The organism is Oxynema mangrovii CENA135 (assembly GCF_016632315.1).
Classification (GTDB): domain Bacteria; phylum Cyanobacteriota; class Cyanobacteriia; order Cyanobacteriales; family Laspinemataceae; genus Oxynema; species Oxynema aestuarii.
The window spans coordinates 753,227-772,183 of sequence record NZ_JAEOXH010000002.1 but is presented as its reverse complement, the minus strand read 5'-3'; the positions used below and the strand labels follow the sequence as shown (position 1 = coordinate 772,183).

The following is an 18,957-nucleotide window of genomic DNA, read 5'->3' as shown; positions in this document are numbered from 1 at the left end:
TGCTTCGCAGACCCGATCCCGTTCGCGAAGCGACTCCCTTGGAGCATCGCCCCTCACCAACGGGGATTGCGTTCGAGCAGCGCTTCGGCGGCTTGGCGGTCTAAGGCGGGGGAGAATAAAATCCCCTGGGCGTAATCCGATTGCAAGGCCCACAGTTGCACTAAATTTTCCTCAGTTTCCACCCCTTCGGCGGTGATGTACATGCCGAGATTGCGTCCGAGCATGACGATCGCCCGCACGATTTCTTGATTTTCCGGGCTTTCTTCCATTCCCATCACAAAAGACTTATCAATTTTGAGGGTATTAATCGGAAATTGAGCCAAGTGGGATAAGGAAGAATATCCGGTGCCGAAATCGTCGATACACAGGTGAATGTGGCGCGATCGCAACTGCTCTAACAGTTCTGCCGCCGATGCCGCATTTTCCATCAGCACGCTTTCGGTAATTTCGAGTTTTAAATCCTTCGGATCGATGCCCGTTTCTTCTAAAATGCGATCGATCTGCTCGATTAAATCCGGTTGCGCCAACTGCTGACCCGAGAGATTGACGCTCATCGTCAAGTTCGCATATTTGGGAAATTGACGTTGCCACTGGCACAATTGCCAGCAGGCTTGGCGCAGGACCCACGCCCCCAACGGCACGATCAATCCCGTTTCTTCGGCGATCTCGATAAATTCTCCGGGCCAAATTAAACCTCGTTGGGGATGTTGCCAGCGTATGAGGGCCTCGAACCCTTCCACGGATCCGGTATCGAGGGCGACGATCGGCTGATAGTGCAGGACGAAGGCATCTTCGCGGGCAATCGCCCCGGACTCGGCGGCGTCGGCGTCGCGGTTTTGCTGGTAAATACTGCGGCGCAAGTCATTTTCCAAGCTCAGCAAAGCGACGGCGCGATCGAGCATGGTGCGATCGAACAGGGCGTAGCGCGCTTTACCCGCCGCTTTCGCCCGGTAGAGGGCGAGGTCGGCGTCGCGGATCAACTCTTCGGGACAGTGGTATTCAAAGCAACTCGGGGCGATGCCAATACTGGCGGTGACAAAGACTTCGTGACCCGCGAGGTTAAACGGTTGGGTCAGTTCGTCGTCAATCCGGCGGGCGACGGCGATCGCCTCGTCAATATCGCCGAGATGTTCCAACAGCAGGGTAAACTCGTCCCCGCCAAAGCGAGCCAAAATATCGCTGGGACGGATGCAGCGTTGCACTCGTTCGGCGAGGGAGACCAGCAAGCAATCGCCCATCGAGTGGCCCAAGCTGTCGTTGACGACTTTAAAACGGTCTAAGTCGAGAAAGAGAACGGCAAATAAGGGGCGCGCCGGGGATTTGGACTGTTCTAAGGCGTGGGTGAGCCGTTGGAAAAATAAGGCCCGATTGGGCAATCCGGTGAGGGAGTCGTGGAGAGCTTCGTGGCGCAGTCGTTCTTCGGCCCGGGAGCGATCGGTAATGTCGATCGCGTGGAGGTGAACGAGTTGCAAATTCGGGATCGGATGGTAAATCCAGGAAAAGACCCGGTCTTGAATCCAGCGCTCGACTTGAATGCTACGGTTGCCGTGTTGCAAGCAGGTTTCGACGATTTGACGGTGGTTGACGGGTAAAAAGCCCGTGGCCAATCCCACCCGCAATTCGTCGAGAACCCGTTCGGTGGCGGGATTGACGTAGGTGGCTTCGCCGTTGGCGTCGCAAGCGAGAACCGGATTGGGGTTGTAGGTGGGAAAGGCGGCGAGATAGAGGTTTTGGGCTTCTGCGGCTTTGCGATCGCTGATGTCGGTATGGGATCCGGCCATGCGGTAGGCTTTGCCGTCGCCGTCGCGGACGGCTAATCCCCGACAGAGCATCCAGCGATAGTGACCGTCGGCGTCGAGCATTCGATATTCGCCGATCAGGTGTTTGCTCTTTCCGGCGAGGTGGGTGGCGATTTGTTCTAGGATTCGTTCGCGATCGTCTTCGTGGATCAGGTCGAACCATTCCTGGGGCTGGTTGCCGATTTCGGCTTCTTCGTAACCTAACAGGGATTTCCACCGGGGGGAAAAGTAAATGGTGTCCTCGTTTAAGTTCCAGTCCCACAGCCCGTCATTGGCTCCGGCGACGGCGAGGGCGTATTGTTCTTCACGATCGCGCAACATCCGGTCGTGGCGCTGTCGTTCGATCGCCGTGGCGAGGACGTTGGCGATCGCCTGTAAAAAATACACTTCGTGAGACCCAAATTGACGTTTTTTCGTCGTCTCCGCACTCAAGACCCCGAAGGGGCGATCGTTGCCGTAAATGACCGTGCTGACGCTGCTGACGATCCCGAGGGCGATCGCGCTCGGACTCGGGGTAAAGCGCATTTCTGCGCCCAGATCTTCGACAATTACCGCTTCTTTGACCAACAGCGTATATCCCGCCTGCGATTCGGTCCCCCGTCCGCCGACGGTGCTGGCGAGGGTTTCCGAGGGCCACCCGGCTCCCGTTCGCAAGCACAGGTGACCGTTATCTTGCAATTCCCACACGGAACAATATTCGACGCCGAGGATTTGATTGACTAAATTAGAGGTTTCTTCAATCAGGGTACGCACGTCCATTCCGGCTAAGGCCCACTGGCCCAAACCCGCCACTAAGGCACTGGCGCGGGCGTGACTGGCTAACTGGGTTTCGACGTGCTGGCGTTCGCGTTGTTGTTGTTCGAGGTGCGCTCGATTTTCTAACAAGAGTTTTTCCAATTGGTTGCTGTGCAGCAAGGCTCGACCCGCTACCAAATGCAAACAGACGACCGTTCCCCCGATCCCGAAGACGATCGCTACCAGGGTCGCGGGAACGAGGATCGAAAGCTGCCGCCTGACGGGGGCGTAGAGTTGGCGCGTGGGAACGGCGAGGGCTAAAATGGCCGCATTTTCGGCGATCGGCGTGTAAGCGACGGTCATCGGCGAGGGCAAGTCCCGCCCGAGTTCGAGCAATCCCTCGCGATTGCGGACGAATTGTGTCAGGGTTTCAAGTTCGGCCCACTCCTCCCGCGCCAGCGATCGCGCCGTGTCGGAACTCAAGGGGACGAGGTTCTCCAAATGGCCATTGTCGATCGCGACGAGCAGGTACTCTTTTTGCTTTTTAAAATACGGATGGCGGTTGATTCGTTGTTTGAGCGCTTCTAAATCGAACCAAACCAGATCGATCCCCACTTGGCGCCATTGGCGATACTCCTTGGGAGTCGCTTCGCGAACGAGAATCGGACTGCTGACCGCGAGTAAGGAGGAATCGACGATCTCCACCGACGCTTCCAACTCGTTTTGTCGGGCTTGTTCTTCCAACACCCTCGTCAATACCCCTCCCCCAGCGATCCCCACAGTCCCGACGGGCCGTCCGAGGCGATCGATTCGCGTAATTCCGACAATTTCGGGGGATGCTTCGAGGGCGTCTTGCAGGATCTCCCGGTTGAATCGAACTAGATCGGCTTGGGAAATTTCGGCGCGGTCGTAGGCGGCTAATTGTTGACGCGCTTCGCTCCGACTCGATACCTGCAAGGCGATCCCTTTGGCCCGTGAAAAATAGTCTCCTAATGCCTGGGCCGTCCCTTGCGCCGCCAATAACAAGTTTTCTTCCTCGCGGCGCTTGAGCGCTTCGTAAACGGGGACGATCCCGAGCGCCGAGATCGCCGACGAGAGTGCAAACGCCCCGAGTAGGACGTAGACGATCGTAGAACGGCGCAATTGCCGCGTTACTCTGCGCTTAACTACCATTGACGCTGGGCATCAGGTTTAACAATCCTTGTGAACGCTCTCGGTTGCCTCCCCTAGACGGACTGACCGCGAACCATGACCCCCGATTACACTCCCGACGGCCTGGAGTCTCACTCCCGAACCCCGCGACCCCGGAATCGCGGCTGAGAATCCCACTCCTCGTCTGCTGGCGATCGCGCCTCCGAACCTGCGAACGAAGGACAGCCCCCGTCGCGATCTTCGTTGCGCGATCGATGGAAAATGGCAACCGTTAAATTTAAGGGTCGTTGGGCTCCCGCGACCTGTTCCCTTTTAAGCTTGCCCCTGCGATCGAGCGATTTCCCACGAGGTCATCGAGACAGTCCATCGGATTTCTGTCTTGGGTTGGAGTAGATTCAATCGGTCGCTGGGCTGCTGGCTGGCGGCGATTCTGCTTCGCAGACGCTTCGCGATCGCCGTGAGCTGGTGTTTGTCCGCGAGACGGCGCTCTGCGTGCAATTCTTCCCCTCATTTTTCCCGCGATCGCTCAAATTAGTATATCGCGAGTTTCTCTTACGATCCGAATTCGACACCGGAGAACCTTGTGACTCTCTCCCACACCCACCATCGATCGCCCCACGACCCCCGCGCCACTCCCTCAGCGCCTTTTTTAGACCGTCCTCCCCTCAATTTTTAAAGGAAAAACGACCGTAAAGGTCGAACCTTTTCCTAATTCCGATTCCACGCGAATCTCCCCTTGTAATAATTTCACCAATTGTTTGACGATCGTCAATCCCAACCCCGTACTCTCTACTCGATCCGCCTTGGTATTTCCCTTAACTCGCGCGAACGGTTGGAAAATGGCTTCTAAATTTTCTGCCGCAATTCCTATCCCCGTATCCTTGACCTTTACGAACCATTCCTCGTCCGAAAGGGTCGCACAGGCAATCTCGACCGATCCCATTTCCGTATAGCGAACCGCATTCCCTAACAAGTTAATTAACACTTGCTGCAAGCGCGAAATATCGGTTTCGATCCGACCCGGACCGCGATCGCAATCTATCCGCAAGGTCAGCCCTTTTTCGTCCGCCAAGGGTTGAATCGTTTCGGCGGCGGCTTTCACCACCGAACTTACCTCTATCTCCATCAGTTGCAGTTGCTTCGTCCCCGATTGAATTCGAGAGATTTCTAAAGAATTATTCACTAATTGTAATAATTGTTTAGAGGATCGCAAAACTCGGCTGATATGCTCGATGCTAATTGGATCGGAATCGGATTTAGCTTGTTGTTCTCGCAATAAAATTTGCGAATAAGCCATGATTGAATTCAAAGGAGTTTTAAACTCGTGCGCCAGATGAAAAAAACTATCTTGACTCAAGGTTAATAGTCGATTTAACTCTTGATTATTTTTCATTAATTGTTCGTGCAAGCCATCCAGTTTGGAGGTACGTTCTGCCACAAACTGGGTGAAGCATTGGGAGGTCGCGCGATCGATGACGGCATCTACGGTTATAAAAATTTGATAGCATTCCCGAGCCGTGAGTTCTATAAGTTGTTCTTCTAATATTTCAAAAATAGTTTGTCGGAGTAAGTGATATTCTCTGGCAATTTCGGCGGCGTCGAACCCTTGTTCTTCCCTTTCGGTACCGTGTTCTAAACTCGCTATTTCGATTTGCTGTTTGTTGGCGATGTCACCCTGTAAAAAAGCAACACACATCGCATCCAACACTTGAGGAATCAAGTTTTCTAAAGCGGGTTCGGAAAGTCCGTTAGAACTTGGAATTTTTCGATCTTCTCGAACTTTTTCTTTCCAAATTTCAAAAATTCGATCTAAGTTTTCGTTGAAAAAACGATCGATTTTAATCATGGTTATTCAATATCGCTTTAAAAAAGACTGTATAGAAGATCTCTATTCACTCGCGGACAAAAACAGTTATCCATTCCTGCCAGACGGAGAATGACTGATTGAGTTGCTAGAGTTCATGGCTTTAAGAAATGCTATGATAGCAGATTTTCACCGATTCAAAATGAGGGGAAACTCCCTTAAGGACGATCGCGCCATTCCCGTAGCCTCTAACGATCGCGCGATCGCCTTCTCTCCCCGGTCAGCCCTCTCGACGGCGGCGGTCGGCAATTCCCTCCATAGAGGCTCAATCGAGTAGTTTATGTGGATCGTGTCTCTTCAGCCTTTCCCTTGTCGATCGCGATCGCGATCGCCGATCCGCGCCAGAGTTGGCGATCGAGTAAAATTGTCAGGAGTGGAGTTTATGCGATCGCGCCAGTTGGATATGGAGTGGAGAGAAGTTTCCGGGAACTGGGTTTATCTTCCCCCCAGACCGAAAGGCATCATTCATTTTTTAGGGGGAGCATTTGTCGCCACAGCGCCACAAGTAACCTATCGATGGTTACTCGAACAACTCGGACGCAACGGTTACGCCACGATCGCCACGCCGTTTATCAATACCCTCGATCATACCGAGATCGCCCGTAACGTTATCGAACGCTTCGAGTGGGGCGTGGAACAATTGCAAATGTCGGGAAAGTTACCGAAACGTTACTTGCCGATTTACGGGATCGGACATAGTATGGGCAGCAAACTGCATTTACTCGCAGGCAGTTTATTCGATCTCGATCGCGCGGGCAATATCCTGATTTCCTTTAACAATTACCCGGCGAGTCGTTCTATTCCCTTAGTCGAACAATTTCCCAGCGCTTTTGCGGTTGAATTTACCCCTTCTCCCGAAGAAACCAACGCGATCGTTTTGAAACGCTACGCGGTTCGGCGCAATCTTATTGTCAAATTCAATAACGACGAAATCGATCAAAGTCTCGACCTCACTCCCTTATTACAAAAACGGTTTGCCAATCTGGTGACGTTATTGCAATTACCGGGAAATCACCTGACGCCGTTAAGTCAGGAAATCCCCTGGAAAGCCGGATCGGAGTTTTCTCCTTTAGATGCGATCGCGCAATGGTTCAAGCAAGAAATGTATCGCGAACCGCAACAATTACATCGGGAAATTTATCGCTGGTTGAATCCTCTGGGATAGGTGAAAAAGACCTGTTTACCGAGGATCGCACAGCTCAAAAGATCGATCTCTTACGGGGCGATCGGACTGACTTTGGCGCGATAGAGTAAGGTTTCTTCCTGTTTGTAGCCGACGTAGCGGACCCGGACGCGATCGCCCGGTTCGGCGGTTCCGTCCATGAGTTGGTGTTGTTGGGGGTCGTAGGGAATCTCGGCGCCGACTTCGGCGATCGCCTCGATTCCCCATTGTCGCACTAACGCTTCTACGGGACTGACCAGGGGTAACAGCCGTCCGGCGGGGATTTGGGGGTTTTCGCGGGCGGCGCGGGCGGCGGTGGGCCACTGTAGCAACCACGATTCTAAGACGTCCAGACTGGCGCGCTGAAATTCCCGTTCGAGGGTCGGTCGTTGGGCGTCCATTTGCGCTTGCAAGCGGGCGTATTCTTCCTGGAGGGCGGCGATCGCCTTTGCATCTCGTGGGTTGCGCTCTCCCGATCGCGCGATCGCCTCCCGTTCCGGACTTGACGGCGAAAACTGCTCGATTAACTCACTTAAGGAGACTTGTAAGGTCTCGGCGATCGCCAGCAAGGAGCGCGATCTCAGTTCCAGTGCTTTTCCCTGTCGCAACTGTCGCACGGGCCACAGGGAGACTCCCGCTTGGCGGGCGAGGGACCGAAAACTCGACAAGCCCACGGCTCCCATCTTTTGCTGCAATCGTTCGGTATAATTTGGTGTCTGGCTCATGGTCGATTGTATCGTCAGCAAAGGGCGATCCATCTGAACTGAGATGTATCCCCAATCTCCTTAAATGGTGAAGGGGCTGCCAAACTCTTCTTGATAACACACTTGCTCCATGCCAAAACGCCCGCCGTAGCGCTTATACGGTTCGTCGGCAAAGCCGAGGGCGAGCAAGCAGCAAACATCGACGGCTTCGGGAATCTTAAAGGCTTCTTTGACTTTGGCGCTGTCGAACCCTTCCATCGGACAGCTATCGACTCCAAAACTTTTAGCGACGATCGTCATGTAGGCGACGGCTAACATGGTGTGGCGGTTGGTCCAGGTTTCCTCGGACTCGAAACAGGGTTTGTTCTCGAACAGGGCGGGAATTTGCGATCGCATCACGTCGGCGTAGGTGTCGTTAACGGCGTCGTGTTCCCGTCCCAAGGCGATCGTCGATTCGATATATTCCGCCTCTTTCACCCGGCGATCGCCGCAGCAAATCAAGACCACGGGCGCCTCGCCTACTTGTCTTTGGTCGAACGCACAGGCTTTGAGTTTGGCCCGATTTTCGGCATCTCGGACGACGATAAAGCGCCAGGGTTGCAAATTATATCCCGACGGCGCGCGCAATCCCAGGCGCAAGATCTCTTCGAGCAACACTGCCGGAATTACGTTTGGCAGAAAAGAACGGACGGCCCGACGTTGTTCGATCGCCTCTTTCAAGCCAAAGGTCGGTTTCATCTCAATGGCCATTGAGCGTTCCTCTATCACGACAAGTCGAACCCAGCATAGCGCGATCGCCATCGCTTTCGCGAATTGAAGTCCCGGATGCACGGTAGGGCTGTTCGGGGACTCCGGGCGATCGCGTCGGGGGCGATCGCCGCACAATGACCTTTACTCTTCTAACAGGCTTCTGAGCATCCAAGCCGTTTTTTCGTGAACTTGCATACGCTGGGTCAGCAAATCTGCCGTCGGTTCGTCGTTGACCTTCTCCACCGAGGCGAAAATCGATCGCGCGGTGCGAACCACCGCTTCCTGACCTTCGACCAGCAGTTGAATCATCTCTTTCGCACTCGGAACCCCCGCCGTTTCTTCAATCGAGGTCAGTTCGGCGAAATCGGCGTAGCTTCCCGGCGCTGGAAATCCGAGGGAACGAATGCGTTCGGCAATTTGATCCACGGCGAGCGCCAGTTCGTTATACTGTTGCTCGAACATTAAATGTAACGTCTGGAACATCGGCCCGGTCACGTTCCAGTGAAAGTTATGGGTTTTCAAATAAAGGGTGTAGGTATCGGCGAGCAGTCTCGATAAGCCATCGGCAATTTCTTGGCGATCGCCGTGTTCGATACCGATGTCCATTTTGACCTCTTTTCCTTTCGATTTGTTTTTTTCTTTATCTTTACCCATGACAATTTCCTCAACGTAAGGGTAGTGAATCAATGTCTTCGCACGAGTGGCCTCCAGTGACGTTCCCCCGGTCGTCTTCCCGGCGCGATCGCCCGTGCGAGCTTCTTTACAAGCCTATCAAGTTGGCGACCCCTCGGCGCGATCGTCTGTCGTCTCGGATACAGTCACTTTCAGGCTAAATGCCGTTGCAAGACCGCGCGCGGCGCCCGCCGAACCCGACAGCGAATCGTTTCGTGTCCGAGACGCTGGCACGCTTCGTAACGGTGACAGCCAGAAAATCCATAATACTGCCCCTCGACTTCGAGAACGTCGATCGGTTCTTGCAAGCCGATCTCTTGAATCGACGCCATCAACGCCTTTACCTTCTCCGGGTCGTTTTGTCGCGGGAGGGGGCGGCGAATCGCCTCAATGGGAATATCTTCGATCTTCATCGTCTCGCAGTTCTCCTTGCCAACGCTCCCTATATCATACTCATAATGAGTATGACTTGCAACAAAGAGCCGGAAAACGAAAAATGGGGATGGCGAGATCCCGCGATTGGGAAAGGGCGAACTCAATAAAACGGCTGTTCGATGTCAGTAATCTGCTGTAACCTAAAGCCTAGCAGCCTTTAAATGCCGTCGCCCCCACCGGGCGATCGTCGGCAAAGGTTGAGATTCGGACTAACGTCAACTACCCATAGGGAGTAGCCAATATGAGTGCAGGCAGTACCTCTGACGAAATTAAATTTGGAACTGACGGATGGCGGGGAATTATTGCCCGAGACTTTACCTTCGCCAACGTGCGAAAAGTGACGCGAGCGATCGCCGCTTATTTAGAAACAGCATATAGCAAAGATCGTCCCGTCCTCATCGGTTACGACCCGCGCTTCCTCGCCGAAGACTTCGCCCGAACCTCAGCAGAAGTGTTGGTAGACTTGGGGTGGACCGTCAAAATGGTAGACCGCGACTGTCCCACCCCGGTGATTGCCTATAACGCCCGTCACCTCAACAGTGCGGGGGCATTAATGTTCACCGCTTCTCACAACCCCGCGCCCTATTGCGGCATTAAGTATATCCCCGATTATGCCGGACCCGCGACCCCGGAAATTACCGATACGATCGTCGCCAATATCGCCAGTGCCTCCGACGCCCCCGCTTCCGGGCAGCATCTGGATAAAATTAGTAGCTTCGACCCGCAACCGGACTACTTGCAATTCCTCTACACCTTGCTCGACGTCGAAACCTTGCGTAAAGCCAAACTCAAGGTCAAATACGATGCCCTCTATTCCACCTCGCGGGGCTATTTAGATAAAGTTCTAGAATACTGCGGTTGTGAGGTAGAATCTTTTCACACCTGGCGAGATGTGCTGTTTGGTGGCGGAATGCCCGAACCCAAAGGAGAAATGCTCGTCGGCTTGGTCGAGTCGGTCAAAAAAGATAACGCCGATTTAGGATTGGCGACCGACGGGGACAGCGATCGCTTTGGGATCGTAGACGAACGGGGGAACGTGTTGACCCCGAATACGATTCTGCTCTTGTTGGCGCGCCACCTGATTAAAAATAAGGGCAAGAAAGGGGCGATCGTCCGCACCGTGGCGACGACCCACTTACTCGATACCCTGGCGGAAAAATACGGACTGACCCTCTACGAAACCGCCGTCGGGTTTAAGTATGTCGGCGAGAAAATGCGCGAAACCGAAGTGTTGATCGGGGGAGAAGAATCCGGCGGTTTGAGTATTATCGGTCATATTCCCGAGAAAGATGGGATTTTGGCGGATATGCTCGTCGCCGAAGCGATCGCCTACGAGGGGAAACCCCTAAGTCAGCTCGTCGAAGAAGCGATCGCCGAAGCAGGCGGACCGTTGTACAATACCCGTCTCGACCTGCACCTGACCGAAGCGCACAAAGCCGCCGTTTTGGCAGAATTTCCGCAAAAGCCGCCGTCTGAAGTCGCCGGGATTGCGGTCAAAGAAGTCGGGCGCAAAGATGGGATCAAACTGTATCTTGAAGATGGCGGCTGGATTTTGCTGCGTCCCTCCGGAACCGAACCCTTGATCCGGGTGTACGTGGAAACCGATTCTGAAGAGAAACTCAGTAAAATTGCCGCCGAAATGGATGAGGCGATCCAAAAATTCGCACCCGTAACCGCTTAATCGGGCGATCGCCGCGCCATCATTCCCCGTTTGACCGCCATCGTGAGGGTTAAATCATGCCTGCTCTGATTGCTAGCGCGATCGCCGCCGCTTGGATCGTCGCGATCGCCATTATTTCGGTTCAAAATGCCACTTTAGTGTCCTTACAATTCCTGGGGTTTCAGTCCATTCAACTCCCCCTCGGGATCGTTTTGGCCTTGAGTGCGGCAACTGGGGCGATCGGGGGTGCGATCGGGTTGAGCGTGGCGGGAAATACCTCCGACCGGGGCGATCGTCGGCTGCGTTGACCTGTAGCGGGTCGCCAACGGGTAACCCCATTAACTTCTTAAGAACACCCGGCAGAAGAAAAACTTAAACGGGTTACAAAACTTGTTACATAAGTTTTTCTTTTTGCCCTTTTTTTACTTTAGGATAACGGCTAGAGATCGCGCATTCGATCGGGCGGCATGGCGATCGCGTGGCGGCTCCTTGGGAGCATCGCCAAGGGTCCGTGCAAGAGAATCGCTCTTGTCGGTCGAGAAGTTTAGCTACAATCCACCACAGCTCGATGGCTCAGAAAACCGCCACCATTAGTGTTTCTTATTGCGGCTTACAAGTAGTGATGCTCATGAAGAACGAACGACGGTCAGGGTTATTGCGGTGGCGCTTGCTGGCTCCACTGTTACCGGGGTTGCTCGGGATCTCGACGATCGCCACGATCGCCGAACTGAGCCATCCGCCGAGCGCGATCGCCAATTCCGCCAACCTGCGATCGTGGGAATTCGATCCCTACACCCAGCAACTGCAAGTCACCGTACCCGCAGGCAGTACCCCCCGCTATCTCGTGCTGGAAGATCCGCCCCGGATCGCCATCGATATTCCCAACAGCGATCTGGGACGGCAACCCGTGAGAGAAACTTATCCCGGACTCGTGCGCGAAATCCGCATCGGTCAATTTGAACCGGGAATCGCGCGGGTCGTGGTCGAACTGGCGCCGGGAATGGCGATCGCCCCGTCTCAAGTCGAACTGCAACCCCTGGGACAGTCCAATCGGTGGGTCTTGAACCTGAAAACCGACTTATCCCAAGCCCTGCCGGATTTGGAAACCACCGCCGATCGCGGCGATACCCTGCCCCAACTGCCTCCCGCCGCCAGTGGGGCGAACTTCGACCCGCCGCCACCACCGCCGACCTTCGAGAATCTCGGCGAGAACGGAGGGGATCCGCCGCCGCCGCCGATGTTGTCTGTAGAGGTGCCGTCCCCAGAGTCGAACGGCATCGACCGGGCCGAGTCTGGGGTTCAATTCGACTTACCGATCGCCGAAGAAACGCAAACGTCACCGACGCCGACCGTGAGCGTTCCCGAGCCGGAAGCGGGCGATTCCGAGCCGATCGCGATCGCCGAAAACGAGGCGGAGAGCCAGTCGGAAAGCCAGTCGGAGGCGATCGAGATCGAGGTGCCGCAATTACTGCCCGAATCGGAAACAGAAGCAGAAAGCGAACCGGAAGCCGCGCGATCGCCCGTCGCCGAGTCCGAAGAGCGAGCCGTTCTCGAAGCGACGCCAGAGGCGTCTCGCCCGTCGAGTCCCCAACGCAACGGACCGCCGACCGAGGCGATCGTTTTCGGACAACCGCTTCCGGGATCCCGGACGATTGCCGCGATCTCCACCCGTGCGGAACCGTCAGAGATTGGAGGCTCCCTCCGGTGGGGAGACCGTTTATCGGCGCCGAAGAGCGAAGAACGACCTACGGAATCCGCCCCCGCCGCGATCGCCTCAGCTCCCTCCGAACGGGCGATCGCCGCCGGAACCTTTTTGATTTTGAGCTATCCCGGTGCGGCGCCGTTTACCCTGGACGCCGAGTATCCGCGCCAAGAAGTGTTAGTCGTGCAGGCGGATCTTTACGATCGTGCCGGAAACTTGAGCATTCCTTTAGGAACGCCAGTTATCGGTAAATTTATGAGCGATGGGGGTACCCCTCACTTTGTAGTCGAGGCGATCGTCCTCGACGGACGGACCGTTCCCCTCGCGGCCCAATCCGACGCCTTGCGATCGGCCAATCCGCACACCATCCAACCGGGGCAAGTGTTACCCGTGCGTCTCACCGAACATTGGCAACCGCAAGGGCGTTAATGCTCGGGTGCGATACGCCGTTTTTTCTCCACCACGGGGGCAAATCTACCGGGAGAACGAAGCAAAAACTGGGCAAGATCTATTAAAATCAATGCTTAACCAAAAACGGTAACGGCTCCGAACCTCACCCACTGAATTGAGCTCAGTAGAGTGGATTAGAATTTATTTTAAGTCTTTGAATGTTGACCTTTTAACGCTCGCAGGCGATTTCCGCACGGGCGATCGCCGAGCTAAACTTCGAGGGTTCAGACCGATTCAATCGTTATTCCATTTTGCTTTAAAACTTTTTTTGAATCTACTCTGGAATATCAATTTTTATGAATTTGCCATTGCGTTTACACTCCGATATTTCCGCGATCGTCCCTCCTTCCTTCAGCCTATCTCCCGAACTGTTCGCCAAAGTCTTTCCCTTTCATTTAGCCTTTAATGGCGAGGGAAAGATCGTCCAGATGGGAGAAGCCCTCGCCCGAGTTCACCCCCGACTGAGTGTCGGGGCGACGATCGAGCGGCACTTTCGGATTGCCCGCCCGCAAGTAAGCTGGGATTACGCTCAGATTTGCCGCGCGACCCACGCCCTCTACGTACTCGAAAGCATCGAGAACAAGATGAGATTAAAAGGGCAAATGGTTTGCGTCGAGTCAGAACAGATTGCCTTTTTTCTCGGTACTCCCGCGATCGCCGACTTCAAAGCTCTCAAAGGCTTGGGCTTGCGCTTGAGCGATTTTGCCCTGCACGATCCCGTCACCGACTTTCTCTTATTGCTGCAAGGCCAAAAACTCGCCTTATTTAGTGCCAAAAAACGCAGTCAAGAACTCAGTCAAAGGCACCGAGTCTTAGAAGAATCCCTTTCTAAATTAAAAGCAACCTTTGAAGCGACCGCCGACGGCATTTTAGTGACCGATCTCAAAGGGAATATTTTAGATTTCAACCAGCAGTTTATTAAAATGTGGCAGATCTCGCCAGCGACGATCGCCCCCAACGGCGAGAACGATCGCGAGTTGGCCTTCGCGCGGCGAAAACTGCAGCATCCAGAAGTATTTTTAACCAAAATCCGGCAATTGTACGGCGAGCGCGAGCGCGAGAGTTACGACATTCTCGAACTCGACGACGGACGCATTTTTGAATGTCACTCCCGACCACAGTGGATGGGTTCGGATATTCACGGTCGTGTTTGGAGTTTTCGTGACATTACCGACCGCCAACGAGTCGAAGCCGAAATGCGCTACCAAGCCTCTCACGATCGCCTCACCGGGTTGCCGAATCGGCGATTGTTTGAAGAACGACTGGCGGCGGACCTCGCCGATGCGGAAGTGGAAGCGGAAATGCTCGCCGTCGGGTTTCTCGACTTAGATCGGTTCAAAGCGATCAACGACACCCTCGGTCACGCCGTCGGCGATCGCCTCTTGGAAAGTGTCGCCCGACGGCTGCGATCGCAAGTGAGAACCGGGGACACCGTCGCCCGTTGGGGGGGAGACGAATTCGTGATCTTGCTGCCGAAACTGTCTTGTTCTCGGGATGCGCTGCAAATCGCCCAAAGATTGCTCGATGCCTTCGGCGAGCCTTACGTCCTCGAAGATCGAGAATATCAGATCGATTGCAGCATCGGTATCGCCCTTTATCCCACCCACGGAACCGACAGCCACAGTCTGATTCACCATGCGGATACGGCTCTCTATCGCGTCAAACAACAAGGTCGCAACGGCTACCAAATTTACAACCGGGCCATGAGTACGGAAGCCTCGCAACGGTTGGCCCTCGAAAATCGGCTGTACCGCGCCTTGGAACGGCGGGAATTGCTGGTACACTACCAACCGCAAATCGACGTGCGCCGCGATCGCGTCGTCCAGATGGAAACCCTGCTCCGGTGGCAGCATCCCGACGGTCACCTGATTTCTCCTAAAGATTTTATTCCCCTCGCCGAAGAAAACGGCTTGCTCGCCAATATCGATCGCTGGGTTCTCGGCGAAGCCTGTCGCCAAACCAAGCAATGGCAAAATGCAGGATTTGAAGACTTGGGAATCGGTGTCAATCTCTCCAAACGACTGTTTCGACAACCGGATTTCGTACAGATTTTAGACGACCTCCTCGCCGAACACCATCTCGACCCCCGCTATTTGGAATTAGAGATTAAAGAAAGTCTGATTCACGAAGATTTAGAACTCACCAGCCGTCACTTACAGCAATTAAAAGAATTGGGCGTGCGCTTGTGTTTGGATAATTTTGGTACGGGATATTCGGCCCTCGCCGATTTAAAACAAGTCCGATTTAATGCCTTAAAAATCGATCGCTCCTTAATTGGGGATTTAATTGCCAGTCAGAATAACGCCGCGATCGCCAAAGCGACGATCGCCTTGGCGAAAGGCTTGAATTTAACCGCGATCGCCCAAGGGGTCGAAACTCCCGAACAGCAAGCCTTATTGCAAAGTTGGAACTGCGATTTGATGCAGGGAAATTGGTTTGCGCCGCCGTTAGCGTGCGACGCCGCCACCGCCTTTTTAGAGCGGCGAATGCCCGCGTCCCGTTCGGGAACTTAGCCCGCGCGTTCGCGTAGCGTCGCCTCCGGCGGAGCGCCCCTTCCCGTCGGTTTCACGTCGCCCCAGTTCAAGCAAACACGCGATGTTCCAACGAAGGCATTTGGCGGCGCACTTGTTCCAATCGCGAAGGATTGATTTCCGCGATCGCCACCCCCGGCTTATCCCCGGCATCCGCTAAAATCATCCCCCACGGATCGACGATCGCCGCGTGTCCGTGAGATTGGCGGCGTCCGTAGTGGCGCCCCGTTTGCGCCGGAGCCACCACGTAACAGGTATTTTCGATCGCCCGCGCTTGTAAGAGAATTTGCCAGTGGTCTTTTCCGGTATAGGCGGTAAAGGCGGCGGGAACGAACAGCACGTGCGCCCCCTGGCGAGAAAGATGGCGGTAAAGTTCGGGAAAACGAACGTCGTAACACACCGACAACCCCAGATTTCCCCAACTTTCAGATGGGTAAACTGTAGGCAGGCGATCGCCCGCTTCCACCGTACTCGACTCTTGATAAGTATTGCCGTCGGGTAAATTAACGTCGAATAAATGGACCTTGTTATAGCGCGCTACTTCCACGCCACTCGGTTCGACAATCACCGCCGTATTCGACACTTTCCCCGTGTCTACCGGGACGGGAAAACCGCCGCCGAGTAAAGCGACTTGATAGCGTTGCGCCATCGTTTTGAGAAACTTTTGGCTGGCGCTCGAAATTTCTTCGGCGCGAGCAACTTTTTCTTCTTCTTCTCCCAAAAACGGGAAATTTTCTGGCAAAGCGACTAACTCGGCCCCCTGACGAACCGCCAAGTCGATCAGTTCTTCCGCCTCGGCTAGGTTTTTCGCCAAGTCAGGCACGCTCGTCATTTGAATCGCGGCAGCTAGATAGGGTTTCATCGATGCAGCTCGAATAATGAATCGGACAATAGAAGTACAGATCTTTATTTTTGCCTGGAATGCCGCCGCAATGCCAAAAAAATCGATCGATTTGGCGATCGCCGAACCGTCAATCCCTCGCACGATAGCCCTTTCGCTCCCCGAGTGAATCTCGTCCGGGGCGATCGCGATTTTACCGACAATCTAGGTTATAATGAAAAACGACTTCACGGGATGTAGCGCAGCTTGGTAGCGCGCCTGCTTTGGGAGCAGGATGTCGCAGGTTCAAATCCTGTCATCCCGATCTAAATCCATAACTAGATAAGAGGGGAGAGGCGATCGGCTCCATCCCTTGTTTTTACCGAGCGGATGGCGCTCCGTTCTTCCCTCCACGCAAGCCATAACTTGAGCGCGGTGTTAAGATAGCGTTCTAGCTTGCGGTTAGGAAACTTTAACACCATCGATGGAGTCCTCTGGGTTATTCAGTAGAACGCGATCGCCACAAACTCAGATCGATTCCCACCCCAGACGCGCCACAACTGCAAACATTTTGCCGTCACTCGTTAGACTTCGCGGAGTCGAACCGATCGCCCTTGTATAGAAATCTAAACCCCTGTCCGTTCAAATCCATTCATATTTGGATCCGACCGACTGATTGCCGTTAGTATTGAAATTAGGTGGAACTATGAACTTATTACTGCGTTGGGGCGCGATCTTAGGAGTTGTCAGTACGGTCATCTTAGGACCGTCCCCCTTCTTAAATCATCGGATGGCCTTGGCCCTGCCACAAGATCAAATTGTTAGAAAATTACTCCCAGTTCCTGTCTTTACAGTGACCGACGCCGAAGGTTCGCCCTTGGTCGCTTCCGACCCCAACCGCGAAGGTCAAAGCTCCGTTGCTGGGGTGTTTATCTCCCGAGAAGACGCCCAAGCGTTTGTCGAACGACTCAAACAAGAAGACCCCCAACTCGGCGCCAACGTGCGCGTAGTTCCCGTGTCTCTGGCGGAAGTCTACGAATTAGCCCTGCAAAGCGAACAAAACCCGGAAAATCTAGAATTTACCTTCGTTCCCGTCCAGGAGCAAGTCCAATCGGCCCTGGCGGTGTTGCGCGAAGAAGATAGTAGCGTCCAACAATTCAACGGCGTTCCCCTCTTTTTAGCTACCGGAGGACCCGATAACGGCTATTTGACCATCCAACGGGGCAACGAGCAGGTGATTCCCCTGTTTTTCAACAAAGAAGAACTGCAAGGAATGCTCAGCCGTTTCCAAGAAAAACAACCGGATTTAACCGCTTCTGTGGATATTGAAGTGGTGAACTTGGAAGGGGTGATCGACTTGTTAGAAACCAGCGACGACCCGCAAGTGAATAAAATTATTTTCGTTCCCCCGCGCGAGTCGATCGAATTTTTGCGATCGCTCCCCCAAACCGCACCGGGGAATGGAGCCACTCCCGGACAGTAATCGAGATCCGGGATAAGGGACGATTGTGTTTCGCTGCTGCGACCCCGTACAATCAGAACTCACGAGGTCGAACCGGGTTGAGAGGGAGGGCGCATGGTGATTTCGGGGATCGAATTGTGGCAGTGGCGAGAGAGCGCGCGCGCCCAAGCGATTCGGGCGGGGGTTCCGCCGGAAGAACTCGACTGGCTGTTACAGGAGGTTGCGGGTTTGGATCCCTTGGCGTTGCGTTTGGGCAGTTACAAAACGCGATCGCAGCTTCCCATCGACTACTCTCTCGCCCAATTGAACGAACTGTGGCGCGCTCGTTTGGAAGAACACCGTCCGGTACAGTACCTCGTCGGCGTCACCCCCTGGCGTAATTTTTCTGTGCGCGTCTCCCCGGAAGTCTTGATTCCCCGTCCGGAAACGGAATATTCGATCGATTTGGTAGCGCGGGCGATCGCCCATTCCCCGCGACCGCAGGAGGAGTTAGCCGCAGGACATTGGGCCGATCTCGGCACGGGAAGCGGCGCGATCGCCTTGGGGATGGCCGATCTCTTGACACATGCCACGATTCATGCAGTCGATGTCAGCGAGTCGGCTTTGGCGATCGCCCGGGACAATGCCCGCCGTGCGGGATTGGGCGATCGCATTCTCTTTTATTGTGGTTCTTGGTTCGAGCCCCTCACCTCGGTGCGCGGTCAACTCAGTGGCATCGTGTCCAATCCCCCCTACATTCCCAGCGCGCAAATCGCCGAACTGCAGCCGGAAGTCGCCGAACACGAGCCGCGACAGGCTCTCGATGGCGGTGCCGACGGTTTGGATTGCATTCGGGCGATCGTCGCTGGCGCCCCGGCGTACCTGGTTCCCGGCGGCATTCTCCTGTTTGAGATGATGGCCGGACAAGCGTCGTCCGCGCGCCATTTACTCGAAAGCGAGGGAAGTTATACCGGAATTGAGATATTCTCGGATTTAGCGGGAATCGAGCGGTTTGCTCTGGCCTATCGCCGCTAATTGTCGATCCCGATTCCGACTGCGAGGCGATCGCTTGCGATCGCC

The 18,957-nt window shown here is 54.5% G+C and carries 15 protein-coding genes and 1 tRNA gene; 9 read left to right on the top strand and 7 right to left on the bottom strand.

The window, feature by feature from the left end:
* Nucleotides 1–53: 53 nt before the first annotated feature.
* Both JJD41_RS16975 and JJD41_RS16970 read right to left on the bottom strand, forming a co-directional pair.
* Nucleotides 54–3,707 (bottom strand): EAL domain-containing protein, encoded by a 3,654-nt coding sequence (locus JJD41_RS16975; protein ID WP_200668706.1) that lies wholly within the window; start codon nt 3,705–3,707, stop codon nt 54–56.
* A 628-nt stretch (nt 3,708–4,335) separates the two neighbouring features.
* On the bottom strand, nt 4,336–5,532 hold the full coding sequence (locus JJD41_RS16970; RefSeq protein ID WP_200668705.1) for a sensor histidine kinase: 1,197 nt from the start codon (nt 5,530–5,532) through the stop codon (nt 4,336–4,338).
* 160 nt (nt 5,533–5,692) lie between these two features.
* Between JJD41_RS16970 and JJD41_RS25415 the strand changes: the two genes are divergently transcribed.
* Nucleotides 5,693–5,827 carry a hypothetical protein gene (locus tag JJD41_RS25415; protein ID WP_255547347.1) on the top strand — a complete coding sequence of 45 codons (135 nt, stop codon included), beginning with the start codon at nt 5,693–5,695 and terminating at the stop codon, nt 5,825–5,827.
* Between the two features lie 126 nt (nt 5,828–5,953).
* Complete coding sequence (locus JJD41_RS16965) at nt 5,954–6,715, top strand: DUF1350 family protein (RefSeq protein WP_200669246.1); 762 nt, start codon at nt 5,954–5,956, stop codon at nt 6,713–6,715.
* A 50-nt stretch (nt 6,716–6,765) separates the two neighbouring features.
* Here the strand turns inward: JJD41_RS16965 and JJD41_RS16960 are convergent, their stop codons facing one another.
* The 4 genes from JJD41_RS16960 to JJD41_RS16945 form a co-directional block, all read right to left on the bottom strand.
* Nucleotides 6,766–7,437 carry a helix-turn-helix domain-containing protein gene (locus JJD41_RS16960; protein ID WP_200668704.1) on the bottom strand — a complete coding sequence of 224 codons (672 nt, stop codon included), beginning with the start codon at nt 7,435–7,437 and terminating at the stop codon, nt 6,766–6,768.
* Nucleotides 7,438–7,497: 60 nt separating this feature from the next.
* Nucleotides 7,498–8,166, bottom strand: coding sequence for a nitroreductase family protein (locus JJD41_RS16955; protein WP_200668703.1), 669 nt, complete (start codon nt 8,164–8,166; stop codon nt 7,498–7,500).
* A 141-nt stretch (nt 8,167–8,307) separates the two neighbouring features.
* Complete coding sequence (locus JJD41_RS16950; RefSeq protein WP_200668702.1) at nt 8,308–8,820, bottom strand: Dps family protein; 513 nt, start codon at nt 8,818–8,820, stop codon at nt 8,308–8,310.
* A gap of 170 nt (nt 8,821–8,990) precedes the next feature.
* A complete protein-coding gene (locus JJD41_RS16945; RefSeq protein WP_168570894.1) occupies nt 8,991–9,251 on the bottom strand; it encodes a ParB N-terminal domain-containing protein in 261 nt (86 codons plus the stop codon).
* Between the two features lie 263 nt (nt 9,252–9,514).
* On the opposite strand from JJD41_RS16945, the gene JJD41_RS16940 reads away from it, so the two are divergent.
* The 4 genes from JJD41_RS16940 to JJD41_RS25555 all read left to right on the top strand — a co-directional run bounded on the left by JJD41_RS16940 (nt 9,515) and on the right by JJD41_RS25555 (nt 15,598).
* Complete coding sequence (locus JJD41_RS16940) at nt 9,515–10,954, top strand: phosphoglucomutase/phosphomannomutase family protein (protein WP_200668701.1); 1,440 nt, start codon at nt 9,515–9,517, stop codon at nt 10,952–10,954.
* A gap of 56 nt (nt 10,955–11,010) precedes the next feature.
* Complete coding sequence (locus tag JJD41_RS16935) at nt 11,011–11,241, top strand: LapA family protein (protein ID WP_200668700.1); 231 nt, start codon at nt 11,011–11,013, stop codon at nt 11,239–11,241.
* 260 nt (nt 11,242–11,501) lie between these two features.
* On the top strand, nt 11,502–13,064 hold the full coding sequence (locus JJD41_RS16930; RefSeq protein ID WP_200668699.1) for an AMIN domain-containing protein: 1,563 nt from the start codon (nt 11,502–11,504) through the stop codon (nt 13,062–13,064).
* A 317-nt stretch (nt 13,065–13,381) separates the two neighbouring features.
* Nucleotides 13,382–15,598: a putative bifunctional diguanylate cyclase/phosphodiesterase gene (locus tag JJD41_RS25555; protein WP_200668698.1), complete on the top strand. Its 2,217-nt coding sequence runs from the start codon at nt 13,382–13,384 to the stop codon at nt 15,596–15,598.
* Between the two features lie 67 nt (nt 15,599–15,665).
* On the opposite strand, the gene JJD41_RS16920 is transcribed toward JJD41_RS25555, so the two are convergent.
* Entirely contained in the window at nt 15,666–16,478 is an 813-nt protein-coding gene (locus JJD41_RS16920; RefSeq protein ID WP_200668697.1) for a carbon-nitrogen hydrolase family protein, read from the bottom strand.
* Between the two features lie 209 nt (nt 16,479–16,687).
* Here JJD41_RS16920 and JJD41_RS16915 point away from each other — a divergent pair.
* The 3 genes from JJD41_RS16915 to prmC all read left to right on the top strand — a co-directional run bounded on the left by JJD41_RS16915 (nt 16,688) and on the right by prmC (nt 18,912).
* Nucleotides 16,688–16,761: transfer RNA gene (locus tag JJD41_RS16915), tRNA-Pro, on the top strand.
* Nucleotides 16,762–17,142: 381 nt separating this feature from the next.
* Nucleotides 17,143–17,919 (top strand): Tic22 family protein, encoded by a 777-nt coding sequence (locus tag JJD41_RS16910; RefSeq protein WP_200668696.1) that lies wholly within the window; start codon nt 17,143–17,145, stop codon nt 17,917–17,919.
* A gap of 93 nt (nt 17,920–18,012) precedes the next feature.
* Nucleotides 18,013–18,912 (top strand): peptide chain release factor N(5)-glutamine methyltransferase, encoded by a 900-nt coding sequence (prmC, locus tag JJD41_RS16905; RefSeq protein ID WP_200668695.1) that lies wholly within the window; start codon nt 18,013–18,015, stop codon nt 18,910–18,912.
* Nucleotides 18,913–18,957: the final 45 nt, after the last annotated feature.